This is a genomic window from Burkholderia sp. Ed8, from assembly GCF_040761425.1.
GTDB classification, from domain to species: Bacteria; Pseudomonadota; Gammaproteobacteria; order Burkholderiales; family Burkholderiaceae; genus Burkholderia; species Burkholderia seminalis.
Genome location: NZ_CP142885.1, coordinates 2113724 through 2130785 on the forward strand (window position 1 = coordinate 2113724; position 17062 = coordinate 2130785).

The window sequence follows — 17062 nt, forward strand, 5'->3', positions numbered from 1 at the left end:
GCTTGTCAGGGTGATCATCATCAGGATGACTACATGATTGCCGTGGAACTCGGGTTCACCGCAACCCCTTGCGCCGCGCGGAATCGCGCAGGCAGTCGAGCAGCATCGCCGCGGCCGGCGTCAGCGGGCTGTCGCGGCGCGTGACGACCTGTACCGAGACACCCGGCAGCCGCTCGCGGATCGGCAACACCGCGAGCTGGTCGCGCGCCCACTCGCCCTGCAGCAATTGCTCGGGCATCGATGCGATCAGGTCGCAACCGGTCATCAGGCTGTGTGCGAGCCCGAAGCTCGGGCATTCGACGACGCGCGCCGGCACCGGCAGCCCGTACGCGACGAATGAATTGAACAACACCTGCGTCGAGCTTTCCGGCGACGGGTTCATCAGCCAGTCGGCGTCGACGAGATCGGCGAGCGACGTGGCCGACGCGAGCGGATGCCCCTTGCGCGCGACGATCAGCGAGCGGCTCGCGTAAAGCTCCGCATGGTCGAACTCGGCCGCCAGCAGTTCGGGGACGACGACCGCCACCGCGAAATCGAGCGAGCCGTCGTGCAGGCGCGGCAGCGCGACGCCCGGAAACCCTTCGATCAGGGTGACGCGCGCCACCGGGAAGCGGCGCCGGAATGCCCGAAACGCGTCGGGCAGGATCGTCACCGCGGCCGCCGGTGTGATCGCCGCCGACACGGAGCCCGTCATCGCCCCCTGTGCCTGCTCGATGTCGTCGCGGGCGCGCTGCATTTCGGCGACGATCAGCCGCGCGCGCACCTGCAATTGCTGGCCGAACGCGGTGAGTTGAACGCCGCGCGCGGTACGCACGACGAGCGACACGCCGAGCGCGATCTCGAGTTCCTTGACCGCCTTCGTCAGCGCCGCCGGCGACACGTTCAGGCGCCGTGCGGCCGCACGGATGCTGCCTTCTTCGGCAACGGTGACGAACGCTTTCAACTGATGGTATTTCATGGCGGCAACGCGTGATCCGTGGAAACCCCGTGCATCGCGGCGTTACCGGCTCAGGGTATTCCCGAGCGGCAACCGGTGGTGTGCACCAAAGCAATTTATCAGCTTCTGGTACGCAAAAGAAATTTATATGCTTGCTCGTCATATACGCGTCAAACGCCCTTCGGCCCCACTGGAGACCCCATGCTGCAAGCCGTGAACCCCGTCATCCCCGGTATCGCCGCGATCGCCCCCGAGCTGGTCGAGGTGCGCCGCCGCATCCACGCCCATCCCGAGCTCGCGTTCGAAGAGACGCTCACGAGCGACCTCGTCGCCGAGCTGCTCACCGGCTGGGGCTATGAAGTGCATCGCGGCATCGGCAAGACGGGGGTCGTCGGCGTGCTGCGCGAAGGGCAAGGCACGCGCACGGTCGGGCTGCGCGCCGACATGGACGCGCTGCCGCTCGCCGAAGCCACGGGCCTGCCGTACGCGAGCCGCCATGCGAACAAGATGCACGCGTGCGGCCATGACGGCCATACCGCGATGCTGCTGTGCGCGGCGCGTCACCTCGCGGCGACGCGCCAGTTCTCCGGCACGCTGAACCTGATCTTCCAGCCGGCCGAGGAAAACTTCGGCGGCGCGAAGGCGATGATGGACGACGGCCTGTTCCACCGTTTCCCGTGCGACGCGATCTTCGCGATCCACAACATGCCGGGCCGCGCGGCCGGCGACATGGCCTTCCGCACCGGCGCCGCGATGGCGTCGGCCGACCGCGTGACGATCACGCTGCGCGGCGTCGGCGGCCACGGCGCGATGCCGCATTTCGCGCGCGATCCGATGTCGGCCGCGGGCAGCATCATGGTCGCGCTGCAGACGATCGTCGCGCGCGAGGTCGACGCCCAGCAGGCGGCCGTGATCACGGTCGGCAGCGTACAGGCCGGCGAGACGTTCAACATCATTCCCGAGACCGTCGTGATGAAGCTGTCGGTACGCGCGCTGAACGCCGACGTGCGCGCGCTGCTCGCGCGCCGCATCGAAGCACTCGCGAGAGGCCAGGCGGAAAGCTTCGGCGTGAGCGCGGAAGTCGACTACGACTACGGCTACCCGGTGCTCGTCAATCACGCGGAACCGACCGCGTTCGCGGCCGACATCGCGCGCCAGATGCTCGGCGCCGAACGCGTCGAAACCGAAGCCGCACCGCTGATGGGCAGCGAGGATTTCGCGTTCATGCTCGAAGCGCGCCCCGGCTGCTACGCGTTCATCGGCAACGGGATCGGCAGCAAGGGCGGCTGCATGGTGCACAACCCCGGCTACGACTTCAACGACGACATCCTCGCGATCGGCGCCAGCTATTGGGTGCGCGTCGCCGAAGCCTGGCTCGCCGCCTGACGGCCCTTCATCACGCAGTTTCGCGCTTATCGGGGGAACCCCATGGAAACGTCTGCACTTCCGTTCGCCGGTACGCCGGTCGATGCCCGCGCCGCCGCGAAGAAACGCCGGCTGATAGCGGCCGCCGCCGTCGGCAACGCGCTCGAGTTCTACGACTTCACGGTCTACAGCTTCTTCGCGATCCTGATCGGCAAGCTGTTCTTTCCCGTGCATTCGCCGTTCGGGCAGTTGATGCTCGCGGTCGCGAGCTTCGGCGTCGGTTTCGTCACGCGTCCGCTCGGCGGGCTCGTGATCGGCATGTACGCCGACCGTGCCGGCCGCAAGAACGCGATGATCCTCACGCTGCTGCTGATGGCGCTCGGCACCGCGACGATCGCGGTTGCACCGACCTTCGCGCAGATCGGCATCGCCGCACCGCTGCTGCTCGTGCTCGCGCGCCTGCTGCAGGGGTTCGCGTCGGGCGGCGAAGTCGGCGCGTCGACGACGCTGCTGCTCGAGCAGGCGCCGCAGCATCGGCGCGGCTTCTACGCGTCGTTCCAGTTCTCGAGCCAGGGGCTCGCCGCGCTCGCCGGCGCGCTCACCGGCGTTGCACTGACGTCGACGCTGAACGCCGCGCAACTCGAAAGCTGGGGCTGGCGCGTGCCGTTCATCATCGGCACGCTGTTCGTGCCGCTCGGCTACTGGCTGCGCCGCACCGTCGAGGAGGTGCCGGCCGCCGCACCTGCAGCCGCGCACGACGAGCCGGTCGCGTCGCTGCCGCTCGCCGACGTGCTGCGCCATCACGGCAAGGCGGTGTTCGCGGGCCTCGGCGTGACGATCGGCGGCACGTCGATCCACTACATCATCGTGTTCTACATGGCGATCTACGGCGTGCAGGTGCTGCATCTGCCGACCTGGCTGTCGATGACGGCCGGCTGCGTCGCCGGCGCGATCCTGATGCTCGTGACGCCGATCGGTGGCCACCTGTCCGACCTGTTCGGGCGCAACCGGATCGTCTGGTGGACGCGCATCGCGCTGATGGCCGCGATCTACCCGGCGTTCATCGCGCTGAACCGCTGGCCGGGCGCCACGTCGCTGCTGTCGATCATCGCCGCGCTGTCGATCGTGCATGCGATCAACATTGGCGCGACGGGGGCCATGCTCGGCGAGTTGTTCCCGCGTGCGGTGCGGGCGACGGGCGGTGCGCTGGTGTACAGCGTGGGCGTCGCGATCTTCGGCGGCTTCGCACAATTTTTCGTCACGTGGCTGATCGCGGCAACCGGGAATCCGAATGCGCCGGCGTGGTATGCGATCGGATGTGGCGCGATGACGTTGCTCGCGATTCGTTGCATGGATGAAAAGGCGGGGAAGGCGTTGGACTGAGCGGTGGGGGGATGCCCGGTGTGTGAAGCGTCATTGACGCCGCGCGCATCGGACATCATTGACCAATACACAACACCACGATCACCCTTTCGACGACCACACGCACGATCGCCTTCGGCGGGCTCGTGCGGCAAGTGCGCGCAATATCGTAGCGTCACCGATTCCCACAGGCCCCACCGGTTCCGGACGGGGTCTTTTCGATTCTCCTTCTGCATCGGCCACTCAGGAGAAACGTAATGTCCCACACCGTCTCCCCAAAACGAGCGCTGCTTTCGCTCAACATGCAGGCGGGATGTTCCACGATTCCGATCGTCCGCATGGCAGCGAACGCTTGCTGGCCAACGTCAACCGGTTGACCTGTCGTGCACACGACGCGAGTGGGTCGATGTTCGCCGTGAGTCGCACCGGGTCCGCCGGCTCGCCGATCGCTCCCGACTCGCTGTGCCGTTGCCGAAACTTGCGATCGATAAGGCACGCGATATCGTATTCGACAAGACCCGATCGAGTTGCTTCGTGGGCACGCGGTCGACATCAGCGAAATCGTGATTCTGGGGGTAAAGACGCAATACTGCATGGACACGCCCGCATCAATGGCCAGGTTTCCCACTGCCGTTGTAGCGTCACCCGAGACTCGAAATCAGATGACAGCCGCATGTCGCTCGATGACCGTGTCGCGCAACCGGAATGCCGTCGTCCTTCATCGATTCGTCGCCTTCCTCGATAACGTTCGGCGCCACCTCCGGATGCTGCGGACACGATACGCGGTCGCCTTTACGCGCGACGTAGCGGCCATCGAATTTCACTGATGATGAACCAGTTTCGACTTTGCCTCCGTGATCAGTGGAATCTCCGATACGAATGATATCAATTGACATATCTCTCTTGCGCTCTCGACGGAATCTTTGAAGCATTACCTGATCTATTCATCAAGTTAACATACCTCTTATATGCTGCACGCCCCTTCTCGACATCCCCCCTGCTCCAGTACGAATCGGCAATATTAAGCCACGCAACAGCTCGATTCGGCACAACGGATAACACAGTCAGAAAAACAGGAATGACCTCATCATCTCGATTATTTAATTGAAGGGCGTATGCATAATCATTAAGAGACGAAATCAATATATCACGCGTAACTCGATCGCCCAACCAATTTTTCTGGTATGCCTCAGCATACGGGGCGAGAACTTTAGCAGCATCTTTAGGACGATCATTTTTCAAAAAAAGAATAGCCTCTTGATGAACCATATCAAGATAATAAGCATACTTTTCCCTTAAACCACCCCCTTCCGTTACTATTTTATAATTTCCAGTGAAATCTATATCATCCGCACACATCCCCGCAACGTTTGCATCCATTACTTCAATAATCGACTTTTTTACCCTTGCAAAGACACGATGACCCGCAACACTCTTCTCGCCAATATTCGCAATTCCGTTGTGAATAGGCGCGAACTCTCCATCAAGAGAGTCACTCTTTAACTTTATCTCTCTAGATTTAACGTAACAATCCGCCGAAGTAGATGCACCGGCTGGCGGGGCGCCACCTGATAGCGTTAACGTATACAGGTCATCAACTTTGACCAGGACCGCATCCGCTCCTTGAGTTTCATAAAATTTGACAAAACCCTCGGAGTGCGCAAGCAGTGTTGTGAAAGTGAAAAATCCACCAATAGATAAATTAATAATCTTTTTCATTAGCAAGCTCATGTTGCGCCTTCGCCCTCTCCGAAACAAACCTCTTTGCAACATTTTCTTGCCCATGAGACGACGAATGAATAAATCGAACAAGTTTCCCATCCGAATTTTTCCTACCCCTCTCTGCATAGATGGCATCAATCAACTTCACGTCGTAGTCTCGCGTCTCCGTCGGTGGCTCGAGAGAACTCATTGCCGTTGTAATAACATCGGTTGACGGCCCATGTTGAACGCACGTTGACCAAATGACATCATTCAGCGCATGAGAATGGTACCTCATGTCAACACGCGCAAAAACCTCAATTGTTTTAATCTGGATGTCGTAGTGAGTTTCTCTCGTGAACTTATGCTCTGCATCATGAAATTTAGATTCATCTGACTTCACAAGCTCTCGCCATTTATCAGAGAACTCCAACGATCCCGGCGTTAATCCTTCAAAGGCGTTTGGCCAGGGAAATCCAGACCATGAAACAAACTCCTTTACTCTACCGCCAATGATGGGCTCACCATGCTTCTGTCGCGTTTGGCTCGTAAACTGATACGATCCGTACGAAACTCCCCCGGGGTCTCCTTGACCACCAGAGATGGCAATTGGCCCTCGGCCACCCGTTTCGTAATATGTCGACAACCCTCCAAGATCGTAATCCCGTCGTTTTCTGACAGTGGCGAGGAAATTCCCCAGCAACCCAATCGGATGGAAGTGCCAAGGCGAGAGGTCCGTAGGAAAGCCATCAACTCCCTTGACTTGTTCCCACCACTGAAGCTTGGCAAGCCGATCAAGTTCCGTCTTCCACATCTCGGTCTGCTTCTTCATGAGCGGGGTGAGTTCCTCCCACTTGCCCATACCGCCACCCCATTCGGTTTCATTGCGCACAACAAGGTGCGAAACCGCTTCAGCCATCCACCGCGTTTCCAGCGCATGCTTCAGTTCCTGTGCAGTCACCTTCCCGTCGTGGTTCGTATCGATCGCCGTTTCAAGTTTCGTGATGAGTTCGCCAGCGTTGACCTTCCCCGCCGCGCCCTTGAACTCGGTACCTTCCTCATCCGCCAGATATTGTTCGGTCGTATGGATATGGCGTTTGAACATGTCGGCAGGGCTGACGCTGCCGTTGTCGACCAATTCGAAACCCGGCCATTCCCAAGGGCTACGCAACTGCACGCCGTCATGACCGGTATCGCATACCCATCCCTGTCGTGCGGAACCGTCCTTCGAACCAATCGTGATGTTCCACCAGTGATGCCCCTTGTCGTCGATCGCGACATTGTCCGCCCCAAGCTTGTCGAGACCCGTACGGCGGAGCACATCCCGGAAATCCGCTCCCGGCCCGCTTGCCTTGGAAACGTCCAGCGGAAAGTTCTGCCATCCCGCGACATTCGACGTGCTGATCGTGTTCGCGAGACTGCTTTCAACCCACATCGGGTTCCCAACGTCCGCGAAGGTTTGTTTGGCCTTCTGCTTGCCTTTCGCGGGCACAGTCATCACGCTCTTTGGCTGCACCTTGATCCAGCGCGAACCCTTTGCGTCGCCTATCGGTACAAGCTTCAATCCGGATTGGGTCAGTTTCTGATCCGGCGCGGGCACTTCGCTGACCAGCTTGGCCCCCGGCTCGATTTCCAGAAGCGGTTTGTTTTTATCGTTCAATTCTTTCGCATGCGCACGGCTTTGATCGATGAAGTCTTTCAGGTCCGGCCCCGCGAACACTTCGAGATGCAACATCGGATAGTTCGGCTTCGGCGGTATCGGGCTCGCCTTACTGGGCCATTGATACTGGCCGACATGCGCGACGACTTCGCCTGCCTTGACGCGCTGCGGCTCCTTCAGGATCACTACCGTATCGAGCGGTTTCGGATCGACAACAGCGTCCAGGTCCCCTTTGAACACGTAGCTCCACGGCGCTTGGGGGGACACCGGCTTACCGACTTCGGCAGACAAAACCGTGCCCGATTTAATGGACTTGATCTTGATCCAGTCCAGGTGCGTGGGATCGCCTTCGCCCGCAACGATTTCGGCCCCGATCGGTAATATCCCGATAATCTTGCTCTTTCCGTTCGGCAACTCTCGAATGTGCAAGCCTGTCTCCGGCGCTGGAGGAGTGGCATCTTGACCGCTATCTGCGGGCGGAGGCTCGTTCTGGTTCGTGTTGTTGACAGGCAGATCGTCGGCACCATTGATCCGCTTCGCGGATGGCTGCGCAGGCGCCTTCCGCTTCGGAACGGTTTGCTTGTCCTTCGCCTTGCCGCCCACTCGATAGTAGCGATCGCCTTCCCAATACGACATCGGTACCGGAAGCGCCGGGTCAGGCTTCGGGTTCGATTTCGCCTGTTCAATTGCTTTCTGATAGCCGGCCCAATCCATCGTGTGCATGTACAGGCTGAAGAACACGAGGGATTTGTCGTTCGCCGGTTTACCGTTGGACGGCGCGTTATTGGCAGGGGCGGTTGTCAGGGGCGCGGTATCAGTCGATGCAGGCGCGGGGGCCGATGCGGGAGCCGATTTCGCGGATTCCTTCGCGGCCGGCTTCGGCGGCAACTTCAGTTCGTGGCGGACCAGTACAAAGCCGGTCGAGTAGTGCGCCCGACCAGCATTGTTCGGGTACGTCGTTTCCTCGTATTTCGCGTTCAGCCGATACGCCACGATTTTGCCGTCCGCAATCGCGCGCACGCCGCTGTCCTGCTTCAGCATTTCCGCGCTGCCGTCGGCGAAGTGCACGCCACCGTGCCACATGCCGCTGACGCCGAGCGGATAAAAGCCGTTTTCGCACTTGGCCAGCGCCCTGAAATAGGTCATCGGGTCGGCCGCGTCGTTCTTGCCCACAGGCGTGAACGGGTAGGCCCAGCTCAGTGCCGTATCCGCCGGTTCCGCAGGTTTGGCGGCCGATTTTGGGGCGGACGCCGGATGGTGCTTCTTTTTGGGTGTTGTCTTGCTCATGATTCCCGACTCGGATTCGGTTTCAGGATTTTTGTATTGGAACGAGCCCGCCGCGCGGTTTAACCGGAGAACACGGTGAAACGACCGCCGTCGGCCGATACCGGCGACGAATGCAGCGGGTTTCGCAGCGCGCCGCTTGCCGCTCCCGCTTTCTCCCAATCCGCACACTTTTCTACAATCTGGCCGGAGGTTGCGTTCTCGATCATGTTCGCCGTCAGTTTGATGTACGAACCATTTGCGCCGATCCAGATTTCGTCAGCCGACAGATACATCCTCTTGCCCGCCGTAATTTTCACGTCTTGCGATGCGGCCAAGCTCATCGAATCGTTCTGCGCCTGAAGGTCTATCGGCCCGCTCCCCGCGTAGATCTTGACACCGAGTTTTTCCGCAAAGAGGCTGATTCGCTCCAGCACACTGGCGAGCAATGCTCGCCCGGCCGCGAGGTTGATGTTCTCGCCGGCAACCACATTGGCTTGCTTGTTTGCCGTAACGTGTGCCGACCCTTGTGTCGATACGGCAATGCCTTCCGGACTCGACAGCAGCATGATCGGCTTCGCGAAGCCGTTCGCGTTGCCCGTGCCACCGCCTGCCGTGCGCCCCCCCTTGATCGTGCCGGCCACCGGGTGCCGCGTTGCGTCCGTGAAAGTTTTCAGTGCATCGTGGCCGTCTTGCTGACTCTGCGCCCGATTCGTCTGGCTCGCCTGCGACGTCGTCGCCAGCATCGCTTCGGCGCGAGTAAGCTGTTCGGATGCCGCCGTCGCACGCATCGGTTGCGTGGCTGCCGGTTGCGTCGACACATAGAGCCCTTGTTCGGCCCGCACCGCACCGTAGCCCAATGACTTGAGGTCGAAGCCCTGTCCGATGAATGCACCGCGCGTGTTGCCCGAATGCTGGATCAGGTAGCCCAGGTGCAAATGCGAGCTGTAACTCGTCGAATACAAGTGCACGCGGTTCTGCCCGCTGGCGTCGTCCATCATCAGCTGGTTATAACCTTCACCCCCGTATTCGCGCGACAACAAGCCCGAGGTCAGCCCGTGCGTGTGCCATTCCGGCATGCTTTCGCCACCGTGCATTCTCGACAGAATCACGGGGCGATCGCAATCACCGTTAACGAAGCCGATCAGGACTTCGTCGTTCTTGCGCAGCGGAAACATGCCGCCGCGCTTGTGGCCCGCATCGGGCATCGCCGCGCGTATCCACGCCGAGACGTTCTGGTCGCCGTCATTGAGTCGATCGGATGTCAATCGAACCTTCGCTCGCAACATCGCATCCGTATGGATTTCCTCGCTGCCCGGTCCGCCGACAATGCCGGTCTGAAGCTGCATGACGGGCCTCTTGTGTTCGAACGGACTGCGAAACGCGACGCGACGCCGCTGCGCTTCGATTTCGACGTGGAAAAATCCAACGCCACCGTCGGTATGGCGCACCACCGAACCTGCACCATTCGTACGCACTTGCTCGACCTCCGCGCGCACGCTCTTGCGAAAGCGCATCAGGTTTTCCAGCCCCGGCACGTTATTCTGGATGAGCCAGCTCACGGAAAGAATCGCCATCTCGCGATCCTGTTCCAACTGCGCATCGTGCACCGGGTGCCCGGTCAGCAGGCCATAGCGACCCGGCCATGCGCAACGCAGCGCACCCGCTCCGTAGAAGCGCTGAGCGCGTGAGCGCCATTCCTCGGCGATAAAGTTCGCTTGAGCCTCGCCCATGTCGCGATCCGACCACGTGTGCGACCCCGTGTATTCGTATTGCTCGCCCAAGCCTGGAACATCGTCGAGATCGAATGCGGGCATCGTGACGTGTTTGGAAAGATCCGGACGCTTGTAATCGAACGTGCCCGTGTCGAGTTCGGCGGACTGGATTTCTTGCGAATCGATCCATTCGCTCAGGCCGTCGAATTCCTCGTCCTGCACCGAACCGCTAAACGAGATGGTCCTGCGCTTCAATTCGGGAACTGAAAAAAGGTCGTCCATGATGACGACCCGATGCGACTTGCCGTCCGGTGCAATGTCGAAACGCGGAAACAGGCCGAGTTCCTCAAACGTGCGGTGGACGTAGTTCCAGTCGGATTCCCATTGCATGCGCTGAGAATACGAACGTAGCGCTCGGCGCAATTGCCAGGTCACGTTACCGGATGCCTGCGGATACTTTGCGAGCACGTCGGACACGGTTTGCTGTGCGGGCGCCTCGATCCAGTCCCGACGGTCGCTGCCCAGCCGAAGCAGCGCGAGGAACGAATTGAACCGAAGCTGGTAGTAGGTGTTGGCACCGTCCGCGCCCAAGCGACTGAACGCAGTCACATAACCGTGAATCGGCATTTCGCTCCCGTCCGTCTGCCGAATCCACAGCGTCACGGATTGCCGAATCAGGGCCTTGGCCTGAATCAATTCGAGCCGGGTCGAGGTTGCATCGATCGTGAATTCAAAGTCTCGCCCCAAGCACGCACGCCCCCGGACATAGAGCGGGATCAACCGGTCTTCGCCAAGCGGCGTGTCAAGACGGACAATCCGTCCGTGTTGCGTGTATTGCGCGCGCAGCGCCTTGTTCAGCAAATCGGAAACCATCAGGCTACCCCGTACCATGTAGTAACAGAAACGACCGCCGGGCAACGCCACGAGCTGATTGCTATCTCGTCAAAAGAGGAAAAGGCCCGGAATTGCGACCACTGGTGAGAATCTTCGGGCACCGGCGCGATTCAAACCACTGAATCGGACCGAATCGGCATTCACCGCATCCAATCGTGATCGGTCCCGTCGTACGCTGATGATGCTTTCCCATTCAGCGTCGCAACGCGTCGGAATGAATCCCGCACAACTTACATCCTGCTTTCGATTGCGGCAATGTCGCGGGAAGCATCGGCTCGCGACTGGTCGAGCAACTGCATTCGGCAGCGTCGGCAAAGTCGTGATTGCCGGGATGAAGATGGACATGGCATGCCGTACGGGCGCCAGCCTCGGTTTTCGTGCGGTAATGGTCGCCGGTGCACGATCTTCATGGACACGTCCGCGCTGTCGGCCGAACGGATCGAATAGTGGCGATATCAGTTGATAGCGACGAATCGCGGATCCGTTATCTGCTTCGGATTTCCGGACCGTAAACGTTGCGGAGTGTGAATCCATCGAGTGCGCATCACCGGCAGCGCACTACTCAGGTACACCATACGCTATGAGCGAACCGATGGCCGCTCGATGTACGGCAGCGATATAACAGCCGTCCCGGCTCGCAAGATGCATTCGAATTCCGCGTCGACACCAATATGCTCGCCGCAATCATCTTCGCAGTCGCCGTAAACGCAAAAAAAGCACGGGTGCGACCACCCGTGCCTTTTACGTATCTGCCGTTGCCCGCTTAGAACGTATGCATCATCCCCACATACGCCCCCGTCTGCGACTCGCCCGCCAGCGGGCTCGTGCCCGACGTCGCATCGCGCGGCGTCGCGAGCAGCGAGAAGTTCGAATTCCCGCCGTTGCGCACATACGCGACCGTGCCGTACAGGAACGTGCGCTTCGACAGGTTGTACGTGGTGCCGAGCACGTACATCATCGCGTGCCCCGACGGATCGTGCGATGCGTCGCTGCCGCCGTCGCCCACCTTCACGTAATAGCCGCCGGCCGTCACGGCCCATTGCGGATTCGCCGCATAGGTCGCGCCGAGCCAGTAGTGATCGGCGCGATCGGCCACGCCGGCCGGGCTGTCCGGCGCCTGGTAGTGCGTATACGCGCCCTGGATCTTGAACTTCTGCACCTTCACGTTCGCGCCGACGAAATACTCGCGCGACGCGGTGAAGATGTTGCTGAACTTGCCGTTGTTGTCGCGCAGTTCGTCGTAGATGCCGCGTACGTCGAGCACCGGCGAATGGTACGAGATCATGATCCCGTCCGAGCGGCCGAAATCGTCGGCCGCGCCGTAGTTGAAGCCGCGCGACTGGTTGCCGAACGCATACTGCGCCTGCACGTCGAAGCCGCCGATCACCGGGCTGTGATATTCGATGTTGTTGCTGCTCTGCTGCCAGTTGCGGCCACGCACGAGCGACGCCGACGAAAACGCCTGCTGAACGAACGGGTCGAATTCCCACACGCCGTCGCTGTCGATGAACAGGTTGCGGCCGGCCTGCAGCTGGCCCCACGTGTTGCTCTTCAGCCCGACATACGCGCGGCGGGACCACATGCGACCGCCGCCCGTCGTGCCGTTCATCACCTGGAACGCGGTTTCCAGGTTGAAGACCGTCGACAGCCCGCCGCCGAGATCCTCGACGCCCTTCAGGCCGAACATGCTGGTGCCCCAGTCGCCGCCTTCCGCGCTCCAGCGCGACTTGCTGCCGTTCGGCGTCGCGATGTGATTCAGGTATTCGATGCCGCCGTCGATCCGGCCGTACAGCGTCACGCTCGTCTGTGCAAAGGCGGCCGCCGGTGTGGCGGCCGCGATCAGCCATGCGAAATGTTTAAGTCGCAAAATGATGCCCCCTCGGAGTCTCGACCTTCCCGCGCGCGCCCCATGCGCGCGCCCAGGGTCCGTTTATCCGCGATCGATCGAATATCGGCCGGGGCCCGCTGCGCACAGTGCAAGCAAGCCGCCCGCGATCGCGATGTTCTTGTAGAAATGAATCATGTTGTTGATCTGCTCGCCGCCCGTCATCGTCCAGTAGTGGTGGCCGATGATGCCGGTGCCGATCGTATAGAGCGCCAGCAGCAGCGCGAGCGGGCGCGTCTGGAAGCCGACCAGGATCGCGATGCCGGCGAACAGCTCCATCACGACGGAGATCGCCGCGGACACGATCGGCGCGGGCGCGCCCTCCGAACCCATGAACGCGATCGTACCGGAGAAGTCGACGATCTTCTTCCAGCCGAACATCACGAACAGGATCACGAGCAGGATTCGGGACAACAGCAGCAGCACATCGCGCTGGGACGCGAGAAACGGTTGATTCGGTGTCATGGTCTCGATCAACGAAAGCGATGCACGGTCTACGCGCACCGGATTGCCAACGATCCAGGACGGGCGGCCGCCTGCGCCGCCCGCCCCGCTCTGCAACAACCGGCATCGGGCCCGCCCGATGTGCTGTGCGCCTCCTCTTGTCTATTGTTGCCCTGCTTCGCCGCGCGCCGCGTCAGCGCAGCTTCGCGACGTCCTGCTCGGTCACCTTCGCGGCCGGATTGCCGAACTGCCCGGTCAGGTAGTTCGTCAGCGCGGCGATCTGCGCGTCCGACAGCTCGTGACGGAATGCCGGCATCCCGACATCCTCGCTGCCGGCCTTGCGCTGCACGCCGTTCAGGATCACCTGCACGAGGTTGGTCGGATTCGGCGCGCCGACCGTCGAGTTGTGGAACAGCGGCGGGTAATAACCGTCCGGCGTGCCCTTGCCCTGCATCTGGTGGCACGTCGCGCAGTTGCCGAGGTACAGCCGCGCCGGATCGATGCCCGACGACGCGAGCGCGACGCCGCGCAGCTTCAGCCCGTCCTCGGCCGGCTTGCCCCACGACGAGCGCGACTGCTTCGCGTCGCCGCTGGCCACCGCCGGCACCGTGCGGATGTACGTCGAGATCGCGCCGATGTCCGCTTCCGTCATCTTCCAGAAGCTGTGCTCGATCGCCTCGGCCATCGGGCCGGCCGCCTGCGCGAGGCCCGGCACGCTGCCGGTGCGCAGGTACTGGACGAGCTGCTGCTGCGTCCATCCGCCGATCCCCGCGTTCGGGTCGGACGTGATGTTGTAGCCGTCCCAGCCTGCGAGTACCGAACCCGACAGGAAGCTGCCGCCGGTTTCGTCGAGCGATTTCTCCTGCATCGCGATGCCGCGCGGCGTATGGCACGTGCTGCAGTGCGCGAGGCCCTGCACCAGATACGCACCGCGGTTCCATTCGGCGCTCTGCGCCGGCTTCGGCTGGTACACGCCGTCCTTCAGGAACAGCCAGTTCCAGACCTTCAGCGGCCAGCGCATGCTCAGCAGCGCGGGGATCTCGTTCTTCGGCGGCGCCTGCTTGACCGGCTCGACGCCGTGCATGAAGTACGCATACAGCGCCTGCACGTCGTCGTCGTTGATCTTCGCGTACGACACGTACGGCATCGCCGGGTACAGGTTGTCGCCGTTCTTCGAGACACCGTGGCGAACCGCGCGCTCGAAGTCGTCGAACGTCCAGTTGCCGATGCCGGTATCCGGATCGGGCGTGATGTTGCTCGTATAGATCTTGCCGAGCATCGGCACCGGCATGCCGAGACCGCCCGCGAACGGCTTGCCGCCCTTCGCGGTGTGGCACGCCATGCAGTCGCCCGCGATCGCGAGATATTCGCCGCGCTTGACCTGCGCCGGATCGGCCGAGTCGGCCGCGCGTACGAGACCCGGCAACGCGAGGCAGCCGGCAAGGAGGAAGGTGAGAGTAGATTTCCGCACGGTCAGACTTCCTTCTTCAGCGTGTCCGACATCCGCAGCGCAAGCGCCGCGATCGTCAGCGTCACGTTCACCGTACCGACGGTCGGCATCGTCGAGCTGCTCGAGATGAACAGGTTCGGATGGTCGAACGTGCGGCAGTCCTTGTCGACGACCGAGTCGCGTGCATCCGCGCCCATGATCGTCGCGCCCGTGATGTGGTTGTTCGGCGCGAACTCGTCGTTGAAGACGACTTCGGTGCCGCCCAGCACCTTCGCGGCCGTCGCGTAGACCTCGCGCGTGTGCACGGCGCCGCGCTTCACGTAATCGTCGATCGCGTACGTGATCTCGGGGCGCGGGATGCCGATCGCGTCGGTGGCCGTCTTGCTCGGCACGATGCGGTTCTCGGGCTGCGGCAGGATTTCGTGGAAACAGTCGAACTGCACGTAGCGCGCGGAGCGGTCGCGGATCTGCGCGTCGAGTTCCGCGGGCTTCATCAGCTTGCCGGCCTTGAAGATCTTCTGCGTCTCCTGGTTGATGCGCGACATGTTCGACAGGTGGATCTTCTTCGCGGCTTCGGTCGCGCGGAACGGGCCGTCGCGGAAACCGATCAACGAGGTCATCTCCTGCGGGCCGCGGCCCGGCCACAGCTTCTCGTTCGCGTAGAACGACACGCCGGTGCCCGGATGGTCCATCAGGTTGCGGCCGACCATGTCGGAGCTGTTCGCGACGCCGTTCGGGAAATCGCGGTTCGCCGACATCAGCAGGATCTTCGGCGTCTCGATGCCGTTCGCGGCCACGACGAAGTACTTGCCCTCGACGCGATGGTCGGCACCCGTCTTGTCCTTGTAGATCGCGGCGACGATGCGCTTGTCCGGCCCGGTCTCGAGCTTGTAGACGACCGCGCTGTCGATCAGCTTCGCGCCGGCCTGCTCGGCCTTCTCGACGTGAACGATGCCGTTGTACATCGCGCCGATCGGGCAGATCGGCATGCAGTTGTTGTTCCCGCAACAAGTGGGCCGGCCGTCGTACGGGCGGCTGTTGCGCGCGACGGGTTCGGTCACCACGTGGAACTTCGGGTCGTAACCGTTGAGCGCGCTCTTGATCGTCTGCTCGTTGAACGACAACGGCAGCGGCGGCATCGGGTACGGCGCCTTGCGCGGCGAGTACAGGTCTTCCTCGGGGCCCGGGCCCCACACGCCGAGTTCCTCCTCGGCGCGCTGGTACCAATGCTCGAGGTCGTCGTACTGGATCGGCCAGTCGCGGCCGACGCCGTACACGGTCTTCATCTTGAAGTCGTTCGGGATGAAGCGCCACGCCGACGCGGCCCAGTGCCACGTCGTGCCGCCCACCGCACGGATGTACTGCGAGTTGAACTTGTGCTCGCCCTTCAGGATCAGGTAGTCGTTCGGCGGGCCGTATTCCGGATGCGGCGCCCATGCGCTCGACGGGTACGGCGCCATGAAATCGGTCTTGTCGACCTGGTTGCGAAAGCGCTCGACGATGTCGCCGCGCGGCATGCGCGGGCCGGCTTCCAGCAGGATCACGGACTTGCCGGCCATCGCGAGCTGGTGGGCAACGATCGCGCCTGCGACACCCGATCCGACGACGACGACGTCGGCTTTTTGCGTATCGGTATCGGCCATCAGGCTTGCCTCTCGATCGGTTTTTCGGCCCAGAAGCCGGGTTTGTTGGGGCAATACGAGGGAATCACGAGCGTATCGGAGACGACGCTGAACATTAATGCTTCTTCGTAGGTAATCACGACGTTGTCGACGATGCCGAGATACCACGCTTCAAGAATCTTCAGCGCGAGCGCTTCCTGATCGGGGTTCAGCGAACCGGACGCAAGTGCGCCGGCGAGTTGCGGCAGGCTGTCGGCCGTCTTGAACGAGCCCTTCTGCAAGGCCTGCAGGAAGCGTTCGCCGAGCACGCGGCTCAGCCCCTTCTTGCCGGTCAATGCTTCCGAGAGCGTCATGAACGTATCGAGCGGCGCTGTGCCGGGATCGTCGGCCAAGGCCCGCAACGCCAGCGAGCCGGTGAGGCCCGCCGCCGTCAGCGCCAGTGCGCCCTGCAGCCATTGACGCCGTGTGATGCCGCTTGCGGTTGCGTCGCTTTCGCGACGCGAGTGGGGAGTGTTGTCGTTGTGCATGTTTCCTTCTCTCGAACACCGGATTCGGGAAAACCACGCTTGATATTTCTCAAACATTGGCGCGGACCTGAAATGTACGCGCACAAATCGGATCGAACAATCTTTTTATAGTCCATTTAATGTTCCGCAATCCGAGACAATCGAAATTTCGATGCATTTTTGTGTCGTCGGCGCGACAAATCTGCGGCGCGCAACCCCGGTGTCGCATGCCGGCGACACCCCGCGCGCCGCGATGCG

12 protein-coding genes are annotated in these 17062 nt (G+C 61.7%); 2 read left to right on the forward strand and 10 right to left on the reverse strand.

Annotated features, from left to right (window positions below):
* Window positions 1–55 precede the first annotated feature (55 nt).
* On the reverse strand, window positions 56–958 hold the full coding sequence (locus VXM69_RS09690; RefSeq protein WP_367188497.1) for a LysR substrate-binding domain-containing protein: 903 nt from the start codon (window positions 956–958) through the stop codon (window positions 56–58).
* Between the two features lie 180 nt (window positions 959–1138).
* Between VXM69_RS09690 and VXM69_RS09695 the strand changes: the two genes are divergently transcribed.
* Window positions 1139–2323, forward strand: a complete 1185-nt coding sequence (locus VXM69_RS09695) for a M20 aminoacylase family protein (protein ID WP_175028121.1) — start codon at window positions 1139–1141, stop codon at window positions 2321–2323.
* 42 nt (window positions 2324–2365) lie between these two features.
* Complete coding sequence (locus VXM69_RS09700; protein WP_069704662.1) at window positions 2366–3685, forward strand: MFS transporter; 1320 nt, start codon at window positions 2366–2368, stop codon at window positions 3683–3685.
* 620 nt (window positions 3686–4305) lie between these two features.
* Here VXM69_RS09700 and VXM69_RS09705 read toward each other — a convergent pair.
* The 9 genes from VXM69_RS09705 to VXM69_RS09745 form a co-directional block, all read right to left on the reverse strand.
* Entirely contained in the window at window positions 4306–4560 is a 255-nt protein-coding gene (locus tag VXM69_RS09705; RefSeq protein ID WP_367188498.1) for a PAAR domain-containing protein, read from the reverse strand.
* Complete coding sequence (locus tag VXM69_RS09710; protein WP_367188499.1) at window positions 4550–5383, reverse strand: tetratricopeptide repeat protein; 834 nt, start codon at window positions 5381–5383, stop codon at window positions 4550–4552. Before VXM69_RS09710 ends, VXM69_RS09705 begins: the two co-directional genes overlap by 11 nt.
* Window positions 5367–8312 (reverse strand): lytic transglycosylase domain-containing protein, encoded by a 2946-nt coding sequence (locus VXM69_RS09715; RefSeq protein ID WP_367188500.1) that lies wholly within the window; start codon window positions 8310–8312, stop codon window positions 5367–5369. The genes VXM69_RS09710 and VXM69_RS09715 overlap by 17 nt, the downstream gene beginning before the upstream one ends.
* 59 nt (window positions 8313–8371) lie before the next feature.
* Window positions 8372–10876 (reverse strand): type VI secretion system Vgr family protein, encoded by a 2505-nt coding sequence (locus VXM69_RS09720; RefSeq protein ID WP_367188501.1) that lies wholly within the window; start codon window positions 10874–10876, stop codon window positions 8372–8374.
* 784 nt (window positions 10877–11660) lie between these two features.
* Window positions 11661–12764 carry a porin gene (locus VXM69_RS09725; RefSeq protein WP_034187891.1) on the reverse strand — a complete coding sequence of 368 codons (1104 nt, stop codon included), beginning with the start codon at window positions 12762–12764 and terminating at the stop codon, window positions 11661–11663.
* A 63-nt stretch (window positions 12765–12827) separates the two neighbouring features.
* Window positions 12828–13247: a DoxX family protein gene (locus VXM69_RS09730; protein WP_034187892.1), complete on the reverse strand. Its 420-nt coding sequence runs from the start codon at window positions 13245–13247 to the stop codon at window positions 12828–12830.
* Between the two features lie 172 nt (window positions 13248–13419).
* A complete protein-coding gene (locus VXM69_RS09735; protein ID WP_367188502.1) occupies window positions 13420–14697 on the reverse strand; it encodes a c-type cytochrome in 1278 nt (425 codons plus the stop codon).
* Between the two features lie 2 nt (window positions 14698–14699).
* Window positions 14700–16319, reverse strand: a complete 1620-nt coding sequence (locus tag VXM69_RS09740; protein WP_034187894.1) for a GMC family oxidoreductase — start codon at window positions 16317–16319, stop codon at window positions 14700–14702.
* Window positions 16319–16825: a sugar dehydrogenase complex small subunit gene (locus VXM69_RS09745; RefSeq protein ID WP_049028374.1), complete on the reverse strand. Its 507-nt coding sequence runs from the start codon at window positions 16823–16825 to the stop codon at window positions 16319–16321. The genes VXM69_RS09740 and VXM69_RS09745 overlap by 1 nt, the downstream gene beginning before the upstream one ends.
* Window positions 16826–17062 lie beyond the last annotated feature (237 nt).